The 20243-nt window shown below is 63.6% G+C and carries 13 protein-coding genes; 7 read left to right on the forward strand and 6 right to left on the reverse strand.

Going from position 1 to position 20243, the window contains the following annotated elements; translation table 11 throughout:
* Positions 1-36 precede the first annotated feature (36 nt).
* The 6 genes from AC56LU_RS21700 to AC56LU_RS21725 form a co-directional block, all read right to left on the reverse strand.
* Positions 37-1965, reverse strand: coding sequence for an FTR1 family protein (locus tag AC56LU_RS21700; RefSeq protein WP_497177692.1), 1929 nt, complete (start codon positions 1963-1965; stop codon positions 37-39).
* 183 nt (positions 1966-2148) lie between these two features.
* The gene (locus tag AC56LU_RS21705; RefSeq protein WP_497177693.1) at positions 2149-5343 is read right to left on the reverse strand and encodes an efflux RND transporter permease subunit; all 3195 of its coding nucleotides are present in this window, start codon (positions 5341-5343) and stop codon (positions 2149-2151) included.
* Complete coding sequence (locus AC56LU_RS21710; protein WP_497177694.1) at positions 5340-6905, reverse strand: efflux RND transporter periplasmic adaptor subunit; 1566 nt, start codon at positions 6903-6905, stop codon at positions 5340-5342. Before AC56LU_RS21710 ends, AC56LU_RS21705 begins: the two co-directional genes overlap by 4 nt.
* On the reverse strand, positions 6902-8092 hold the full coding sequence (locus AC56LU_RS21715) for a TolC family protein (RefSeq protein WP_497177695.1): 1191 nt from the start codon (positions 8090-8092) through the stop codon (positions 6902-6904). Before AC56LU_RS21715 ends, AC56LU_RS21710 begins: the two co-directional genes overlap by 4 nt.
* A 189-nt stretch (positions 8093-8281) precedes the next feature.
* Positions 8282-8533, reverse strand: a complete 252-nt coding sequence (locus tag AC56LU_RS21720; protein ID WP_497177696.1) for a hypothetical protein — start codon at positions 8531-8533, stop codon at positions 8282-8284.
* Positions 8534-8779: 246 nt separating this feature from the next.
* A complete protein-coding gene (locus AC56LU_RS21725; RefSeq protein WP_497177697.1) occupies positions 8780-9994 on the reverse strand; it encodes a hypothetical protein in 1215 nt (404 codons plus the stop codon).
* Positions 9995-10415: 421 nt separating this feature from the next.
* Here AC56LU_RS21725 and AC56LU_RS21730 point away from each other — a divergent pair, with 421 nt between their 5' ends.
* From AC56LU_RS21730 to AC56LU_RS21760, 7 genes are all read left to right on the forward strand, one after another.
* Entirely contained in the window at positions 10416-10757 is a 342-nt protein-coding gene (locus AC56LU_RS21730; RefSeq protein ID WP_497177698.1) for a hypothetical protein, read from the forward strand.
* Between the two features lie 257 nt (positions 10758-11014).
* Positions 11015-12880: a copper resistance system multicopper oxidase gene (locus tag AC56LU_RS21735; protein WP_497177699.1), complete on the forward strand. Its 1866-nt coding sequence runs from the start codon at positions 11015-11017 to the stop codon at positions 12878-12880.
* Entirely contained in the window at positions 12877-14121 is a 1245-nt protein-coding gene (locus AC56LU_RS21740; protein ID WP_497177700.1) for a copper resistance protein B, read from the forward strand. The genes AC56LU_RS21735 and AC56LU_RS21740 overlap by 4 nt, the downstream gene beginning before the upstream one ends.
* A gap of 92 nt (positions 14122-14213) precedes the next feature.
* Entirely contained in the window at positions 14214-14543 is a 330-nt protein-coding gene (locus tag AC56LU_RS21745) for a four-helix bundle copper-binding protein (RefSeq protein WP_497177701.1), read from the forward strand.
* 289 nt (positions 14544-14832) lie between these two features.
* The gene (locus tag AC56LU_RS21750) at positions 14833-17541 is read left to right on the forward strand and encodes a TonB-dependent receptor (protein ID WP_497177702.1); all 2709 of its coding nucleotides are present in this window, start codon (positions 14833-14835) and stop codon (positions 17539-17541) included.
* A gap of 89 nt (positions 17542-17630) precedes the next feature.
* Positions 17631-18323, forward strand: a complete 693-nt coding sequence (locus AC56LU_RS21755; RefSeq protein WP_071362885.1) for a PepSY domain-containing protein — start codon at positions 17631-17633, stop codon at positions 18321-18323.
* On the forward strand, positions 18320-20119 hold the full coding sequence (locus AC56LU_RS21760; protein WP_497177703.1) for a 2Fe-2S iron-sulfur cluster-binding protein: 1800 nt from the start codon (positions 18320-18322) through the stop codon (positions 20117-20119). The genes AC56LU_RS21755 and AC56LU_RS21760 overlap by 4 nt, the downstream gene beginning before the upstream one ends.
* Positions 20120-20243 lie beyond the last annotated feature (124 nt).

A 20243-nucleotide genomic window follows, 5' to 3' on the forward strand; every position in this document is an offset into this window, starting at 1 on the left:
GCCGCACATGCTCCGCCGGCCGGACGTATCCCGACGCTATTTGCGCGCTTTTTGAAGATTAAGACCGAATCCTAGCCCGGTCGCAAGAAGTAGGGCTGCCTGCGCGATGTAGGTCTGGACGGTCGGGTAGATGCCAAGAACAGGCAAGCGCGGCCCCTGTATTGGCGTGGCCATCAACCACCCGGCTTCCTGCAGGCCTGCGATCCCCTTGCCGACCAGGACAACTGCCAGAGCGGCGACCAATACTGAACTGTATGAAAAGAACTTGCCGATTGGCATGCGTGCGCTCGTCCGCAGGAATATGACGGCAAGAATCGACAGCAGGACCAGGCCCGTTACGAATCCTCCCATCAGGGCAGGGCCATTGCCGTCGGCTGCAAGCGCTGAATAGAACAGGACCGTTTCGAAGACTTCACGGTACACCGCGATGAAGGCCAGGGCAAACATGGCCCATGCCGAGCGCTTTTCCATCGCTGCCGTGAGATGCTGCTTCAGGTAGGCCTGCCACTGTCCAGCCTGGCTTTTCTGGTGCATCCACAGGCCGACCGACAGCAGTACCGCCGCCGCGAAGAGCGAGGACAGACCTTCTGTCACCTCACGGCTGGCGCCACTGATACTGACCACGTACGTGGCTACCAGCCAGGTCAGCGCGCCCCCGGCCAATGCCGAGATCCAGCCCGCATGCACGTAGCGCAGCGCCTGGGGACGTTCTGCTTTGCGCAGGAACGCAACCATGGCGATCACGATCAGCAAGGCCTCGACGCCTTCGCGCAGGAGAATGGTCAGCGCGCCCACGAACACCGTCGTGGCATCGGTCTTTTTGGCGCCTGTTACATTTTCGACCCGTATGAAGTACGCGTCCAGTTGCTGTGCGTATCCGCTTGCGCCTTCCACGTCACCCCGCGCGACTGCGCCCCGGTACAATTGCATCGTTCGCTCGACATCGACCAGGAGTTGGCGGTCGGTCGCGTCCAGCGTCGCCTCGAGTGGCTCGAAGCCGTCCAGATAGGCCGACAAGGCAAGATCGGTGGCGGCCGCGCGCTGGCCATTCTTCAAAGCGCCCAGGCTCTCTTGCAGCAGCTTGCGCGCAAGGGCGATCCCCTTGCGTTCCTGCTGTTCCCGGACAATGTCGGGGTGAGTGCGCGCGTACGCCTGCGCTGCTCGCGCAGTGGCTGGTGGCATAGCCTTCGCCAGCTCCTCTTCGCTCGTCGTGACAAGGGCGGTCATGTCAGGAAGCGCCACGCCGGGGGCTTCATCTCGTGCGAATGCAGCCTTCCCCGCTTCAATGTCGGCGTCCTTGAAAGACAGGGAACCGACAAAGAACGCCAGGGACCAGCGGTCGTGCTCGGACAAGCTGGCAAACGCCGGCATCGACGTGCCGTCGACACCCTGGCTGATCACCTGGTAAAGGGCCATGAGAGAACGGGAGCGAGCCCTTTCCTCATCTGTAAAGGCGATCGGCTTCGGGTCGAGCGTTGCCGCAAGAGCGCCGTCGCCGGCGCCGTTCGCGCCGTGGCATGAAGCGCATTGCGCCTGGTACAGCGCGGCGCCACGGGCCAGGTCGGGCATGGAGCGCGGCGCGACCGGGAAGGGGTAGGCCAGCAGGAGCAAGCGGTTGGCTTCTCGGGCAAGCTCGCTGACACGCGGCGGCGTTTCCTTGTTTTCAACCGCCGCCTTCAACCTTGAAATGGCGGCGGTCAGTTCTGCGTGCCGGGGATGGGGTGGCAATGCCAGCACCTGGCTTTGTGCTCGCGTGGAGAATTCCTGCATCTCTCCATATTCAACCTCGCTGATGACGGAGCCGTTCTGGACCGCGCCAGCGTAGTCTACGGAGACATAATCGAGCAGCTGCCATAGCTGCCGGGCTTCCGCTTCCGTCGATTTGGGCTCCGCCTGTGCTGCGCTTATTGCTAGGCTGAACAAGATTGCAATGGATGCGAACCAACGCCAGATGGGGTACTTCATAGTTGAACTTGTCTTTGATGTTGGGGAGCCTGACATTTAACACCTTCTAGCAACTTGAAGGTCAAGTGCCATTGGCCTCCGCAGCCCGCCGTAGGCAGTTTCGATTAATTAGCCGGGCCACTTTTCAAGGAGCATACGCGCTGAAATTGCGAGGTCTCCGGTCCGGTCGCGCGACACGCAAGGTCATCCGGGCGGAGTCAGGCGATCTGATCCGGACCGCGCATTGTAAAACGTTTGTCTGTCGTGCCTAGCAGATAGACGCCGTTCCTGCAGAAGCCGCCACGCGACCGGGATCACAAACAGCGAGAGCAGCGGCGCCGTTACCATCCCTCCGATCATTGGTGCCGCAATGCGCTGCATGACCTCGGACCCGGCCGCGCTTCCGAACATGATGGGCAGCAGTCCGGCCACGATGACCGCCACCGTCATTGCCTTCGGACGCACCCGCAAGAGCGCACCTTCCCGGATCGCTTCCAACACCAGTTCGCTGCTCAGCGCACGGCCGGCATCGAGCCGGTTCTGCAGCGCATTGCGCAGGTAAACCTGCATCACGACACCGAACTCTGCCGCCAGTCCTGCCAGTGCGATGAATCCTACCGCCGTGGCGACCGACACCGCGTGACCGAGCAGCCAGACGAGCCAGAACCCGCCCACTAGGGCAAACGGCACCGTCGCCATCAGCAGCACCGCTTCCGCCATGGACCGGAATGCCAGGTAAAGGAGCAGGAAGATGACCAGCAAAGTGAGGGGAACGACGGTCATCAGGCGTTCGGAAGCCCGTTCGAGATATTCGAATTGCCCCGACCAGCCGATGGCATACCCTGGAGGCAGCGCGACCTGTTTCCGCACACGCTCCTGCATCGCACGAACAGCGGTGAGTAGGTCGACGCCGCGGACATCGACATAGACCCACCCAGACAGGCGTGCGTTCTCGCTCCGAATCATGGGTGGACCATCGGTGATGACGACGCTCGTCACGTCGCCCAGGCGAATCTGTGCGCCGCGGGCGGTGATGACCGGCAGCTCGCGCAACGCCTGCACGGAATCGCGGTAGTCCTGCGGGTAACGCACGTTGATCGGGAAGCGCTGGCGTCCGTCAACGACTTCGCCGACATTGTCGCCGCCGATCGCCGTCGACACGACCGCCTGGATGTCGGCCACGCTCATCCCGTAACGCGCGGCGCGCAGCCGGTCAATGCTGACGTCGATATAGCGGCCGCCGCTAAGCCGTTCGGCAAGCGCGGAACTGACGCCGGGTACTGTCTTGACGGCGGCTTCGATGGCGGTCGCCACCTTGTCGATCTGGGCCAGTTCCGGTCCAGAGACCTTGATGCCGACGGGGGTCTTTATGCCGGTCGATAGCATGTCGATGCGGTTGCGGATCGGCGGCACCCACACGTTCGACAGTCCGGGCACCTTGACGACGCGGTCGAGCTCCTCCACCAGCTTCTCCGGGGTCATGCCGGGCCGCCACTGGTCTTTCGGCTTGAACTGGATTGTGGTCTCGAACATTTCCATCGGCGCCGGATCGGTCGCGGTCTCTGCGCGGCCGGCCTTGCCGAAGACTGTCGCCACCTCGGGCACCCTCTTGATCAGGCGATCGGTCTGCTGCAGCAGCTCGCCCGCCTTGGCGGCGGACAGGCCGGGCAGGGCGGAGGGCATGTACAGGAGGTCGCCTTCGTTCAAAGGCGGCAGGAACTCGCCGCCGAGCCGCGAAACAGGAATCGCCGTGAGCAGGAGCGCGATCATGGCGATGCCCAGGGTGGCCTTCGGGTGCCGCAGGCAGGCATCGAGCAGTGGCCGGTAGCCATGGATGAGCAGGCGGTTGATCGGGTTGGCCGCTTCCTTCGGAATCCTGCCCCGGATGAGATAACCCATCAGCACGGGGACCAGGGTGATGGCCAGCCCGGCGGCGGCCGCCAGCGTGTACGTCTTGGTGTAGGCCAGCGGGGCGAACAGCTTGCCCTCCTGCGCCTCGAGCGCGAACACCGGAATGAAGGACAGGGTCACGATCAGCAGCGAAAAGAACAGTGCCGGCCCGACCTCGATCGAAGACCGGCTGACGATATCCCAACGGGTCCTGGCGTCGGGCGCTGCGCCCGCGTTGGCCTCGGCATGGGCTTCGAGGTGCTTGTGGACGTTCTCGACCAGGACGAGCGCCGCATCGGTGGCGGCGCCCACGGCGATCGCAATGCCCCCGAGCGACATGATGTTGGCGTTGACGCCCTGGTAGCGCATGACGATGAATGCCGTCAGCACGCACAGCGGCAGTGTGAGGATGGCCACGAGCGCGCTGCGCACGTGGAACAGGAAGACCGCGCATACGATCGCGACCACCACGAACTCTTCGGCCAGCTTGCGGCCCAGGTTCGCCACCGACGCCGAGATCAGCGTCGACCGGTCATAGGTCGTGACGATCTCGACACCCGCCGGCAGCGAGTGCTTGAGCGTTGCAAGCCGCGCCTTGACGGCGGCGATGGTGTCGAGCGCGTTCTTCCCGGAGCGCATGACCACGACGCCGCCGGCGACCTCGCCCTGGCCATTGAGCTCGGCGATCCCGCGTCGCATCTCCGGCCCGAGGCGCACCCTGGCGACATCCCCCAGCAGGACCGGCGTGCCGGTTTCGCTCGCATTCAGTACGATGTTGCGGAAGTCTTCCAGGTTGCGCAGGTAGCCATGCGAGCGGACCATGTATTCCGTCTCCGCGATCTCGACGACCGAGCCCCCCGACTCCTGGTTGGCCTTGCCGATCGCATCAAGCACCTGGGCGTGCGACATGCCAAATGCGCGCAATCGGTCGGGGTCGAGCACGACCTGGTACTGCCGGACCATGCCGCCGATGCTGGCGACTTCCGCGACGTCGCGCACCGTCTTGAGTTCGAACTTCAGGAACCAGTCGTTGAGGGCGCGCAGCTGGCTCAGGTCGTGCCGCCCGGAGCGGTCGACCAGTGCATACTCGAATACCCAGCCCACGCCGGTACCGTCGGGCCCCAGCTCGGCCCGCACACCGGCGGGAAGGCGGTTCTGCACCTGGTTGAGGTATTCGCTCACGCGAGAACGGGCCCAGTACAGGTCGGTCGCGTCGTCGAACAGCACATAGACGAAGGAGTCGCCGAAGAAGGAATAACCGCGCACCGACGTCGCCCCCGGCACCGACAGCAGGGCGGTGGTCAAGGGATACGTGACCTGGTCTTCGACCAGTTGCGGCGCCTTGCCCGGATACTGGGCGCGGATGATGACCTGGGTGTCGGAAAGGTCGGGCAGGGCGTCGAGCGAGGTCGTGCGCAGCGAGTGGACGCCCCATGCCGCCAGCAAGGCGGCGGCAAGCAGGACCCAGATTCGGGCGCCGATCGCGGCGCGGATGATGCGCGCGATCATTGCTTGCCCCCCTTGGCCGGCACGACCCGCTTCAGCATGTAGCCGTCCTCCACCTCGACGAAGTCGAATTCCACGGTCTGGCCGGCCTTGATTTCCTTGAACGCATCGGGTGCGGGCTTCATGAAATCCATGGTCATGGGCGGCCATTTCAGGCTGGGGACCGGTCCGTGCGACAGCGTGATGGCATCATCCGCCACCTGCTCCACCTTGCCGACCGCGGTATGTACAATTGCCGCCGCTTTGCCTGGCTTTTCCGGCTGGGCAGGGGCGTCGGCCGGCTTCTTCATGGCCTCCATGCGGTCAACCGCAGGCGCCTGGCCCGCGCCGTCACCGGCTGCCGCCGCTGGGGCCTCGTCCGAAAACTTTGGCAGAATCGATTTCAGGTTCGCTTCGGAATCGATCAGGAATTGGCCGGAGGCGACGACCTTCTGGCCTTCGTCCAGGCCGCTCAGGATTTCGGTGGCGTCGCCGATCTCCCGTCCGGTGGTGACAACCACAGGACGCAGGCTGTCGCCCTGGACCACCAGGACGACGGAGCGCGTACCGGACGCGATCACGGCCTCGGTTGGCACCATCAGGCGCGGCTGCCCCGCCGCAGCGCTGAGCCGGACGCGCATCAGCATGCCTGGCATCAGCGAGGCGTCACGGTTCTCCAGTTCGATACGGGCCTGGGCCGTCCGCGTCGCGGCATTCACGCCCGGCAGGATTTCCCGCACCTTGCCTTCATAGGTGCGCCGGGCGTTGCCCTCGACCGTCGCGCTTACCCGCATGCCCGTTCGCGTGGAGCCGATCAGGGCTTCCGGCACCTCGGCAAGCAGCCAGACGGTCTGCATGCCGACCACCTTGGCGATCGTCATGCCCGGCGTAACCTGGGCGCCTTCGCGCACCCCGAGCTCGCTTACGATCCCGGAAACGGGGGAGGCCAATTTCTGGTGTGTCTGCACCCGCCCGGTACGCTCCAGCTCCGCGACCAGGGTGTCGGGGATCGAGAGCGCGCGCATCCGCTGGCGTGCGGCGGCCGCAAGCGCTGCGTCGCCTCCGCGCTTGAGGGCGAGGTATTCCTCCTGGGGCGCAATCCATTCCGGAGCGAAGACCGAGGCGAGCGACTGGCCACGCCTGACCTGCTGCAGCGGTGCGCGAACATGGAGCCTGTCGATGTAGCCTGCGGTACGGCTCTGGACGACCTCCTCGCGGCTGGCGTCGAACTGGGTGGTGCCGACCAGATCGAGCGAGTCAGCCACTTCCTCGCGCCGCACGGTCGCGAAACGGATGCCGAGGTTCTGCTGGAGGGACGGTGAGATTCTCACCCCGGTGGTATTCTCCTCGTCCGCATACACCGGGACCAGCTGCATGTCCATGAACGGGCTCTTGCCGGGCTTGTCGAAACGTTTGCCGGGAACCATCGGGTCGTGCCAGTACAGGACCCGCTTGCCTGGTGCCGGCGCCGAAGCGGCCGCCGGGGCATCGGCATTCCTGTTGGCGCCCAGCCAGTAGCCGCCATAGCCGATCAGTCCAGCTGCGCCGGCGAGGACCAGCATCTTCGTTGCTAGGGAGTGCTTCATTTGCCGTCCCTCCCGGCGCCTGCCAGCTCCTGCGGGATCAGGCGCAGCTCCAGACCCGCCCAGATCAGTGCCGCCTCTAGCCCGAGTGCATTGACCTGCAGCCTGCGTTCGAGGTCGGCCTGCCTGGCCTTGAATACTGCGGTCAGCGTTCCAGTTCCGCCGCGATAGTCGGCCAGCGCGGTCTCGACCTGCCGGGCCGCAGTCGGCAGCAGCTCCTTCTCGAGCCGTGCGATGCGGCGCTTCAGGCTGTCGAGCTGCCCCAACTGGGCTTCGATCGACGAACGGGTCTCGAGCAGCGCTTCCTCGTACTCGAGCCTTGCCGCGGTGCCGAGTTCGGCCTTCTCCGCGATCTCGCGGTCCTGGCGCTGCGCCCGGTGGATGGTCAGGGGGATGCTGACGCCGAGCGAGATCATGTTCGAATACGGACCGCCGCGCTGGGCGAAGCCGGCTTCGAACGACCAGTCGGGCCGGCTCTCGTGTACGACGGCGCTCGTATCAGCATCGGCCAGATCGACGGCGCGGCGTGCGCCGAGGACGGCCGGGTGTAGCCTTTCCAGGTTCGGCATGGCGAAGCGGGGAGCCGCTGTATCGAGGGCCGGCGCCTCATCGGAAACGGCCCGGGTGTCGGTCCGCGTCCAGCGGCGCAGCGCGACTAGCGCCGCCTGCAGGTCCTGCTCGGCCGCATCAACGCCGTCGCCAGCGAGCAGCAGTTCGGCCTTGGCTTGCAGGACGTCGCTGGCCGAGGCTTTGGCCCCGCGGTGCGCCGCCTGGACGGCAAACACATCGCTTTCCATCTCGCGCGCGATCGACTTCGCCAGACCGAGCGCGCGCTGCTTGTACAGCACAGTCAGCCAGGCCTTCCCGGTCTCGACCCGGATGTTTGTGACCCTGTCGAGATGCGCCGCTTCAGCGGCCTCGACCGAACGGCGCGCCAGCTCCGTCCTGGCCTGCCGCTTGTCGCGGGAAACCCATTGCTGCTCGATACCGATCCGGCGCATCGTCATGAAGTCGGCGTTGGGACGGAAGCGGTCGGGACCGGATACGGGCAGGTTGTCGATGCCCAGCTTCAGGGTGGGATCGGGTAGCTGGTCCGCGCGCACGGCAGCATGCTCGCTCGCCGTGACCGAGGCGCGCGCCGCTTTTGCGGACGCCGAGGCAGACGTTGCGAGCGTCAGGGCTTCGTTCAAGGTGAGCCCATCGGGGGCAGCAGTTACGCCCCTGGAAACGAGTAGGGACAGGGCCACGAGGAGAGCGTGGCCAAGGCGTGCGGGCTTGGCCGGCATGCCATGACGTGATATGAGATAAGAATACATACATCCTCCGCGAGTGAAAACGAGCGCCGGCAACTGGCCGGGCACATGCCAGACGGGAGGTGGTCAGATTCGGATGCGCAGGGTTCGCAGGTAGGGCGGGTCAGCATCCGGCTCGGGGAGGTCGCCGAGCCAGGGCAGGGCGATCGCCAGCGCCGAGACGGGTGCAAGGATACGAACGAGGCCGGCGGGAGACAGGAGGCTCAGTGCGGGAGCCGGGTTATGGTGGTCGACCGAAGCCTTGGTGTCGGCCGAGAACTCGGCGCAATGGACGGGGCGCTCCGTGTCCATGCCGGCGCAAGGCTCTCCATCCATCATCTGCATGGGCACCTGCTTGCCGACTATCTCCGGACATACGTACGATGCCATCGCCATGCCCGACGTCATGAGCGTCATGACGAGGAGAAGCGCAAAGTATCGGAACAGTGCCGGGAAGGAGCGTCGCATGGGTTTGGTAGTAACGGCGGTCCGTGCCATTTTAACTATATTCGATGACGCGTGCGAGCCTCTGCATCGGGATGTAGAGCTTTAATCATAATACGGCCATACCACTGCTGAGGCCTTCTAGGTAATGGCAGGGCAGCTGTACTTAAGTTTTTTCAGCACCTTGCTTAGTTCGTCGGGCGTGGCACAATCTTTGATGGAGGGTGCCGTTAACAGCTTGAATATGACTCGACGAGCCATTTCTTGGATAGAGACCAGGTCGGCTCGTTCGATGTCGGTTTTCCCGGCGTGCGCGATATTCGAGCGTATCTCGTACAGGCGTTTGAACTCGCGTTCGAGCTGGGTGCGTGAAGCTTCGTCCTCCCCGAGCAACAGTGTCACGTTCTCGGTAATCTGGAAGACGATCGAAGGGGCGAAGTTGCCTTTCTCAGGCGTAAACAGGACCTCGAGTGCGATAGCTGCCTTGATGAAGGCGCTCGAAGATACTTTCTCGGCAATGGACTGGCCCACCCAGTCGACCGCAAGCAAGATTTTTTGCATGAGCTTGCCGTTCGACGGTGCGCCTAGGCTTGCCCAGATTCTGTCAAATCCGGCATCGGAGTCACGAAAATAGGTATCGTCCACGTCAAGGTCCTTCGCCAAGGACTCGCTTCCAATCGAGGAGGACCAAGTTGCCTTGCTCATGACGATCGTTTTTTTTGCGATCGGCTCGGGCGAACTGAATATGGTTGGAGCGAAACCGCTCTGAGGACCCAACATGCAGTAGATTGCGTTCTCAAACTGTTCAAACCGCGCGTCGGCCAACTCCAAGGCGATCATTTCATCACGGGCCTCTACGCTGCAACGAATGAGATACTGATCGCTCGTGTCCAGCAAGGTCTCGTCCATTATTCCCCTCAACGCTTCATCGAGAGCGGACGCATCGGTGACCGTGTTATAGAGCGTGTAGTTTCCCAGTACGATCGGCCCGGAGTCGGCGGATTTCGTAATGCGATGGATTGGGCGAAACACATCATGAGTGATGTACGGCGCGTTCGCCAGCTCCCGCAGAAACGCAGACACGGTTCGCTTGTCTACCTTTTGCGACGCGATGACAAACGGGGCTATAAACTTGATGACCCGTTTTTCAAACGTAATTACAGAGTACGTCGTAGCGACGGTCTTATCGACCTGGAAAAGCTCTCGAACGGCGGCATAGTAGTCCTGGACGGACTCTGGCGGAATAGCGATGCCCTCAGCAGTCCTAGGAAACCGGCGCCCCTTCGGCGCAATAAATCCAGGGACGGCATACGTAATCAGGCGGTTTGCAATTTCTGTTGCGTCTACTTGACTCATAGTTGGCTCAACGTTCGAATTCAGCGATTCTAATCTGTCGGCCGACTTTGCGGGCATCGCAGCGAGCCCAACTTGTCATTCACTCTCCTCTATAGCCGCTGGCTCCGGCAGCGTCCGGCTCCGCTGTTGAGTGGTGAATCTACCACTGTGTCGCGTGACTATCCGAATGCACAGCGAGCAGCAGACCAGTCCTCAAAACTGCGTGCACGGCGGATGTTGTAGCCGAGCTGCATATGGGACGGGCGACGGCGCCGCGCTACGCTGCACGATTACGTGCGGCGCCCTAAATTGTGTGCACGCTACCCCGGGAGCATGCTACATTGACCATATGCGCGCCAGGCTCCGATCATTTTTCTTATGCCTACTCATCGTCTCCCTCCCTTTGCAGAGCATTGCGGGAGTCGCGAGGTTCGAGTGCGGCATGGCGCATCATTCCTTGACCGCCCACGGCGATCATGCCGGTGGCATGCAGATGGAAGCGACGGTGACCGGCGAGGGGCACGATGGCGGGCACGATCATGTCGGCGCGCCGGTGCAGAGGGTCGATGAAGACTGCGGCGACGATGGTACGCACGCGCGATCCGGCTGCGGCACCTGTGCAAGCTGCTCCATTGGCGCCTATGCGCCGCCGCCTGTCATGGCCGTGACTGCGGTCGAGGAGGCGGTCAGTACTGCCCTGCAATTTTCCTTACCTTCGTTCACCGGGCATGTTCCCGCCCGGATCGAGCGCCCCCCACGCACTGCCGCGTCAATCGCGGCGTAATCCTTCACGGCTAGCGCCGGCGATGCGTTCCTGATTACCGGGAGACCCGCCCGTGTCCGCGCTCGCGCCTGCACGAAGGAGTCATCCTGACCGGGCACGCGTTCAAACAAATCAGATCAAATAACCGAGTCGTGTCCCGGTGGCTATCCGCCGCGGGGCAGGCGTGTCCGCGTCCCTGGTCACCGGCATGGGGAACGTTTGGGGCCGAATCGCGCAGATTCCTGCGCTAGAAGTCGCATTTCGAATCGGAGAACCATATGAAACGTTCAGAAGTTACTGACGCCTGTACAAGCAGCTGGCGGCGCCGTTTCCTGCAAGGGTTGGGGGCAGCGATAGGCCTCGCGGGTTTCAGCCCAGGCGCGCTGTTTGCCGCGCGGGACAGGCGCAATCTACGCGGCACCAGTTTCGATCTCGAGATCGGGCCGATGCCCGTCAATTTCACTGGAGCGGATCGTATCGCCACCGCGGTCAATGGCCAGGTGCCGGCGCCCCTGCTTTACTGGAACGAGGGCGATACGGTCACGATCCGGGTTACCAACCGTCTGCCGACGGTCAGTTCGATCCATTGGCACGGCATCCTCCTGCCGGCCGACATGGATGGCGTGCCGGGACTGAGCTTTGCCGGGATCGAGCCCGGACAAACCTTCACCTACCGGTTCGAGGTCAAGCAGAGCGGTACGTACTGGTACCACAGCCATTCCGCGTTCCAGGAACAGCTCGGCTTGTACGGCCCGATCGTCGTCCTGCCAAAAGCCGGGGAGCGCGTCCAGGCCGATCGCGACTATGTCGTCATGTTGTCGGACTGGACGGACGAGAAGCCGGAGCGGGTGCTGGCCAACCTGAAGAAGATGAGCGACTTCTTCAACAACAAACAGCCCACCTTCGGCGAGTTCGTCAGCGACGTGCGGAGCTTGGGATTCGCCGCCGCCGTGGAAAAGCGCAAGATGTGGAACCAGATGCGTATGATGCCGACCGACTTCAGCGATGTGACGGCCAGCCGGAATATCAGCGGGGCACTGCGTTACCTCATCAACGGCGCCACCGCGGAGATGAACTGGACCGGCCTGTTCCGCCCTGGTGAACGAGTCCGCCTTCGCTTCATCAACGGCGCCGCGACGACCATCTTCGACGTGCGCATCCCGGGTTTGAAAATGACTGTCGTCTCCGCAGACGGACAGGACGTGGAACCCGTCACTGTCGACGAATTCCGGATTTCGGTCGCCGAAACCTATGACGTCACCGTCGAACCGGGAGAGGACCAGGCGTACACGATCTTCGCGCAGTCGATCGGACGCTCCGGTTTCGTCCGGGCCACGCTCGCACCGCGGACGGGAATGCAGGCTCCCGTACCGGACATGGACGAGGCCCAGTGGCTCAGCATGACCGACATGATGGGTGCAATGGCCATGTCAGGCATGCATGGCTCCGCCACGGGCGGCCATGCGATGGGTGGACATGCACAGCAGGCGGGCGCATCGCCACCGGCAGCGACGGCAGGTGCCGCGCATCAGGGGCACGACATGCCGATGGCAACGCAAACCGACCCGCATGCCGCGCATGCCCAGATGCCTACGGCCGCCGCGCCGACCGCAGGCCATCCGCCGAAGGTGACGCATGCGCGCACCGAATACGGGCCGGGCGTCGACATGCACGTCGATATGCCGCGCACCAACCTCGACGACCCCGGCGTCAACCTGCGCGACAACGGCCGACGTGTCCTGACGTATGCCGACCTGCGCACGATCGGCGGGCCGGTCGATCCACGGGAACCGAGCCGGGAGATCGAGCTTCACCTCACCGGCAACATGGAACGCTTCATGTGGTCGTTCGATGGCCAGAAGTTCTCCGAATCCTTGCCGATCCGCTTCCGCTTCGGGGAGCGTCTGCGCATCGTGCTCTTGAATGACACGATGATGAATCATCCGATCCACTTGCACGGCATGTGGAGCGAACTGGAATCGCCCGACGGGAAATTCCAGGTCCGCAAGCACACGATCAATGTACAGCCGGCCCAAAGGATCACCTACCGGGTCACGGCCGATGCGCCAGGCCATTGGGCTTACCACTGCCATCTGCTGTACCACATGGAAGCCGGGATGTTCAGGGAGGTGGTCGTATCATGAAAAATCCATCGATTAAACCTGCGCCTCGCGCGCTCGTGCTGGCGTGCCTGCTTGCAGCGAACGCCGCAGCGCAGACGACAGCTCCAACCCAGCCGCCGCAGTCGACCGGCAGCCACGACATGTCGACCATGGACCACTCCAAAATGGGACACGGTACGCCCGCGCCGGCCGGCAAGAAGACGTCGCAACAGGCACCGACCGACCCGGCCCCGTCGAATGCACCGGCAGCTGGGCATGCTGGCCATGCCGGGCATGGCAACACGGCAGAGCCACCCAAGGAGGCCCCGCCGGCGCCGGCGGCGCAACACCAGGGTCACGCAACCGGCCATTCGAGCCACGCGGCACAACCAGCCGCTCCCACGAAGCCACCGGCCCAGCCGACATCCACGGCCGCGCCCGGCATGGATCACGCAGCCATGGGACACGGTGCCGCCCCCGCAGCAGGAAGCGCTCGCCAGGAACACGCGGCCGGGACGGGTGGCGGCATGGCGGGCCATGCCATGCAAATGGGGCCCATGCAGGGAGGCGCCCCTCCGCCCGACGCCCGCGATCCGAACGCTTATAACGAGGGAACCCGGCACGCGAACTTCGGGAATCACGAAATGAACGACAACGCTCCGTTCGGGAAGGTACTGGTCGACAAGCTGGAAGCGGCGAGGGGCGATGGCGAACACGGTCAGAACCTCGAGGCCGAGGCCTGGTACGGCAATGACTACAACAAGGCCTGGGTCAAGGTCGAGGGAGAGCGGCGGGGTGGTTCCCTCGAATCGTCCCGCACCGAGCTACTGTGGGACCGGGCATTTGCGCCGTTCTGGAGTACCCAGCTGGGCGTGAGGCACGACGGCGGCGACGGTGGAGGAAAGGACTGGCTGGCCGTGGGCGTCCAGGGCCTGGCGCCGTACTGGTTCGAGACCGAGGCCACCGCGTACTGGCGTTCGGGAAGCGGCTTCGCTGCACGCCTTAACGCGAAATACGAAATCCTGTTCACGCCCCGCCTGATCCTCGAGCCCGAGCTGAGCGCGAACCTGTACAGCCGCGCGGATCCCGAACACGGGACGGGCAACGGCGTCTCCGATCTCAGCGTGGGCCTGCGGCTGCGCTACGAGGTCACGCGCAAGTTCGCGCCTTACATCGGCGTCACCTGGAACCGACAGTTTGGAGAAACCGCCGATTTCACGCGCATGCGGGGTGGCGACCCCAGCGAAGTGCAGGCGGTAGCGGGCGTGCGCCTGTGGTTCTGATCAGACAATGCGGCGTGGCGGACGCTAGCGCCGTGGAATAGGGATAGTCCTGAAGCGAGACCGAGATCAATCATCTTTTTTGGGAGAACACCATGAACCAGCAACACGAATCATGTATCGAGGCGTGCAACGACTGCGCCGACGCTTGCGACATGTGCGCCGCCGCCTGCCTGCAGGAGGACGACGTTAAGACGATGGCGCGCTGTATCGCGCTCGATATCGACTGCGCACAGCTATGCCGCGTCGCCGCCGCAGTGATGGCGCGCGGGGGCGAGGCGGCGAAGCTGGTTTGCCAGGCCTGCGCCGCGCTGTGCGACATGTGTGCGGAAGAGTGCGGCAAGCATCCCATGCAGCACTGCCAGGAGTGCGCTGCGGCCTGCCGCAGATGCGCTGCGGAGTGCCGCCAGATGGCGGCCGCGTGATCGTGGTCTGAGCGGTCAGTAGTTAACGCAGGCTTGCGGTGAACCCCGCAAGCCGTTCGACGCCGAGTCGTGTTTTGGGCGGTGGAATCGCTCGCCTCAAAATTTTATAAGGCAAAAATGCGACAAAGTTGATCTTTATTGCCAAAAAGAAGAAATGGGGGTAAATTGAAAATGCTGAATGTTGTATAGACAAGCGGGTCCCCGATGTGCTTTCTCCACCATATGCCGTGAATCGCAGCGGCAGGCGTCACGGTCCTTTAGCTTCTAAAACAATAGCCCCGGAGGGTAAATGGTTCACAAATATGTCCCAAGAACGACAGCCGCGCTTGCACTGCTGGTCCTGCAGCAGAGCGCTCACGCGCAACAGCCCGCTACTAGCGACAACACCCAGGCGAGCGCGATGGAGCGCGTCCAGATCACCGGTAGCCGGATCAACCTGCGGCAGGAACAACTGACCGGCGTCGGTCCCGTGACCGTCATCGACGCCGACACCATCCAGCGTTCCGGCGCGATTTCAGTCGAGACGCTGCTCCAGCGGCTGCCGTCTTCCGCAGGCACGGCAGGGAACCAGACCAGTGCGTATTGGACCAGTAATGGCTATGGCACGACGCAGGTGAACCTGCGCGGCCTCGGCATCGACCGCACCTTGGTGCTTCTGAACGGACGCCGTGTGGTGTCCGGCGGTACCGGCGCCAACAGCTCCGTCGACCTGAATATGATTCCGGTGGCGATGATCGAACGGATCGAGGTGCTGAAGGACGGTGCGTCGGCCATCTACGGCGCTGATGCCGTCGCTGGCGTCGTCAACATCATCACCAAGAAGGCCTTCGATGGCGTCGAGGCAGCGGTCCGGTTCGGCAGGACCGAGCGCGGCGACGGGGACGAGAAATCCGCCGACCTGGTTTGGGGTAGCCGTGGTGAGCGCGGTTCGCTCATGGCGTCGCTGAACTATTCGGAAAGCGGCGAGGTGAACCTCGCGTCGCGCGCGCCGTGCTCGCTGTTCGAGGACGACGGCGAACTGGTCTGCTCCGGCAGCTCGTCGACCATCGGCGGCCGCGCCCGTTTGGCCGACGGCCGCCGGGTCAACTTCAACCAGGATCCAAACGGAAATCCGCGCGGCTTCGAAACCTACAGCGCGGCCAAGCACGCCTATAACAGCAACCCCTTCCTGAACGCGGTCAACCCGATCAAGCGAGTCGGCGTCAGCGCCTTCGGCAATGCGCGCCTGACCGACAGTGTCGACATGTTCACCGAACTCATGTTCACGAACCGCAAGTCCAGGCAGCTGGCTACGCCAGGAGCGATAGGCGTCTACCGCCCGATCGAGATCGCTGCCAGCCACCCGACCAACCCGACCGGCCAGAACCTCACGCTGGAGCGCCGCCGGATCGCGGAGGTCGGCCCGCGTCACTTTTTCCAGGAAACGAATACCTTTCGCATCGTCGCTGGCCTGAAAGGAGCGCTTGGAGAGAAGTGGGACTGGTCGGCATCCCTCAATTGGGGCCGGAACACGGGCGTGGACGGGATGACGAACATCATCAACCTGGACCGCGTGGACGCGACCCTAAATGCTGCGACCTGCGGCAAGACCCCAACCGCCGCTCCCTGCGGCAACTACCTCGGTTATGGCAATCTGAGCCCGGCGGTACTGGAGTACATCCACTTCACGACCCGCGACCACGGCGGCAATGACCAGAAGAGTTTCAACGCCAGCGTCAGCGGCGAGCTGTTCTCGCTGCCGGCGGGGCCGGTGGGCTTTGCTTCCGGCTTCGAATACCGCCGCGAGCAGGGGTGGCGCGATCCGGACAGCCTGATCGTGTCCGGCGCTGCCAATACTAACGCCATGGATCCTATCGCCGGCGAGTACAGCGCGCGTGAAGTATTCGCCGAACTGTCCGTACCCTTGCTGGCCAAGCTGCCACTGGTGCAGTCGCTGACCATGAATGCCGCCGCCCGATATTCCGACTACAGCCTGTTCGGCTCACAGGGAACCTACAAGCTGGGCCTGGACTGGCAGGTGATTCCTTCGCTCAAGATGCGCGCGAACCGTTCCACGGCCTTCCGCGTCCCGAACGTCCCGGAACTGTTCGGCGGCGTCTCCGAAGGCAACCTGACAACGACCGACCCGTGCAACAACTGGAATACTCTCGATCCGAATTCGGCGGTCTACAAGAACTGCCAGGCGTCCGGCGTCCCGGTCGGCTATAGGCAGTTCGGTCCGTCGATCCTGACGACTGGTGGCGGCAATCAGAACCTGGAGCCGGAAGAGGCGGACACCTTTACGGTCGGGATGGTATGGACCCCGTCCCGGGCGCTGACGCTGACCCTCGACTACTTCAACATCAAGATCGACAATGCCATCGAAACGGTTCCGGGCTCGACCAAGCTGTCGGTCTGCTACAACTCGCCGGGACTGTCGCACATCTTCTGCCGGCCTTCGAGCTTCACCCGCGATCCGCGCACCGGCGAGATCAATTTCTTGTCGTCCCAGCCGGAGAACGCCGCGCAGCAGAAGGTCGCCGGCCTGGATTTCGGCGCCATGTATGACTTCAGCCTGTTCGGATGGGCCTCGTCGCTCACGGCCGACGTCTCCCGCCTCAACCGCTTCGACGTGACGCCATTCCCTGGCGGCGAGGTCATCGAGTACGCCGGCAAGATCACGGGCGGACGCGGAAGCTATGCCAAGTGGCGGTCGACGGCGTCCCTGACCTCGTCCAGCGGACCGTGGTCGGGTTCCTATACGGTCCAGTACATCGGTAAGGCCGAGGACATCAATGCCGCACCGGAAGACATCGGTTCGCACGCACCGAGCATCGCCTACCACAACGCCAGCGTGAAGTATGCGTTCAACAAGGCGATGGCGGTCTCGTTCGGGGTCGACAACCTGTTCGACAAGCGTGCCCCGTATATCCAGAGCTGGACGGACGGGAACACCGATACGATGACCTACGACCTGCTGGGGCGCCGCTGGCACGTTCGCCTGGGCTACAAGTTCTAGCCATTCAATGATGCCGGGCGGCCCGCGAGCGTGTATGCTTCGCTCCGGCTCGCCCGGGCTGACCGGGTAACCTATCTATTACAACAACTATGCAATTAGCTTTCTGGGTGCGACGCGCCCACAAATGGATCGGGCTCGTCATCGGGGTGCAGGCGCTGCTCTGGATGATCAGCGGCCTGTACATGGTCGTGGTTCCGCTCGAAGTCGTCCACGGCGACCACCTGGCCCACGTCCCGACCGAAAGGCTTAACCCGTCCGCCGCCCGTATCAGCCAGGCTAGCCTGCACGAAGCCTACCCGGGCATTACGGCCGTCCGCATGAAAAACCTGCTCGGCAAGGAAGTCTATGAAGTCAAGCAGGGCAAGCAAACGAGCCTGGTGGACGCCGTCAGCGGCGAGAAGATCAGCCCGCTCGATCGCGACCAGATCATCGCCCTGGCCGATGCGGCCTACGTGGGCGAGGGCAGTATCAAGGGCGTCGAATGGGTGACCAAGGCGCCCCAGGAGGTCGGAGCGCGCCCGGTGCCGCTGTGGGCCGTCCACTACGACGAGCCCGGACAGACGACGCTTTACTTTTCCCCGTATACCGGCGACCTGGTGGCCCGGCGTCATGAACTCTGGCGATGGTTCGATTTCCTTTGGATGTTCCACATCATGGACTACGAGGAACGCGAGAACGTGAACAACACGCTGCTGCGCACGGCGTCGATTACTGGCCTGCTGTTCGCCATCAGCGGCGCATGGCTGCTCTTCTACAGCTTCAACCGGAGGAAGCAGGCATGAGCCATTGGATGAGACGTTTGCACAAGTGGGTGGGGGTGATCCTGGCGATCCAGTTCCTGCTGTGGATGTCGAGCGGCGTCGTCATGAGCCTGCTCGACGCGAACAAGGTGCAGGGACGTGAGTTCCGCACCAGGCCACCGGCGCCGCCCGCGTGGCCCAAGGATGTGCTCAGCACGGACGCGGTGCTTGCGGCCAGCCGGGAAAACGTCATGGCGATCACTTCCGGCTGGGTGCTCGACCGGCCCGTGTACCGGCTGCAGAACGACAAGCGCAGCTGGATGGTCAGCGCAGCGGACGGCAATGCGGTGGCGGTGGACGCCAGCCTGGCAGGGGAGATCGCGCGTGCGTCCTATTCCGGAAGCGGGAAAGCCGGAGTGCCGCGCCTGCTGAACTTCACACTCGAGGCCCGCAAACACAAGGAGCCCGTCTGGCGCGTCGACTTCGACGACGCCGACGAGACCTCGGTCTATGTCTCCAGCCTGTCGGGAACGGTGCTCGAACACAGGAACAGCACCTGGCGCCTGTTCGACCTGTTCTGGATGCTCCACATCATGGACTACAGCGAAAGGACCAATTTCAACAATCCCTTGCTTGTCTCCAGTGCGATCGGCGGACTGTGGATGGCCTTGAGCGGTGTCTGGCTGCTGTTCGCCAGCGTGCGGCTCGCGGAATTCGTTCCAAGCCGCTGGCGGCGGCGCCGTACCGTCAACCTGGTCGACGCTCATGGCACGATGCATCGCGCGGTCGAGGCGGTTCAGGGCGATACCGTGTTCCAGGCGCTCGCCCGCTCGGGCCTGCAGTTGCCGTCGAACTGCGGCGGCGGCCAAAGCTGCGGTTTGTGTGAAGTACGATGCGTTGGACAGGCGCCTGAACCTACGAGCGCGGACCGCGCACTGCTGTCGCCGCAGAAGCTCGCGGCCGGGTACAGGTTGGCCTGTAACCTTCCTGTAACGCGCAGTCTCGACGTCGACGTCGGGAACACCCTTGCGTCGTCTGCCGAACGCATAGGGGTGGTCACCAGCGTCAAGCCGGTGACGCCGTTCCTGCGGGAGATCACAGTGCGCCCGCAGGACCAAATGGAATGCCGGCCGGGCGCCTATGTCCAGATCCACGTGCCCGCGTACGCACGCGAGGCCAGCCAGCTGGATGTCCCCGAGGAGCACCAGGAGGACTGGCGTGCCGCAGTTGTGCTGTCGACGCTTGCGAATGAGACGCCCGTTCGACGGTCGTATTCGATATCGGTACCGGTGGAATGTGCCGGCTCGCAGTTGACTTTCCTGGTCCGCTTCATGCCTGGGAAACAACCGGGCAGGGGATCAGGCTACATGTACACGCTCAAGGTCGGTGACGAAGTTCGCTTCAGCGGACCATTCGGCGATTTCGCACTGAAGCCCGGGGCGCGTGAGAAAGTGTTCATTGGCGGCGGCGCCGGGATGGCGCCATTGCGCGCCATGATCCATGAGCTCCTGACAAAGGGTGCCACCGAGCCGCTGCACTTCTGGTACGGGGCGCGCAGCCGGCGCGATGCGCCGTATGTGGACGAGATGCAGGCATTCGCAGCGAAACACCCGAACTTCCGCTGGCACCTGGTGCTGTCGGAGGAGGCAGTAAACGGCGCGCCCGCAGGACTGGTACACGAAGCCGCGCTGGAGGGTCTGCTGCGTACGCACCCGAACATCGCCTCGCTCGAGTTCTACGTTTGCGGCCCGCCGGCGATGCTGTCGAGTACCCTGGCAATGTTGCGCAGTCTTGGAGTCGGGGAGGCGAACATCGCCTACGACGATTTCAAGATCTGAAGGACGAAGATCGCTCGGGCTATTCCTTGTGCTCCGTGTCGTCGACCGCCGGAACGCCTCATTTTGCCTTCCTCCACGACCCGCGCACGTGACCTCGGGAGGAATTACGGGATATGCCCCAGGA

This window comes from Telluria sp. PB2R4, assembly GCF_059685695.1.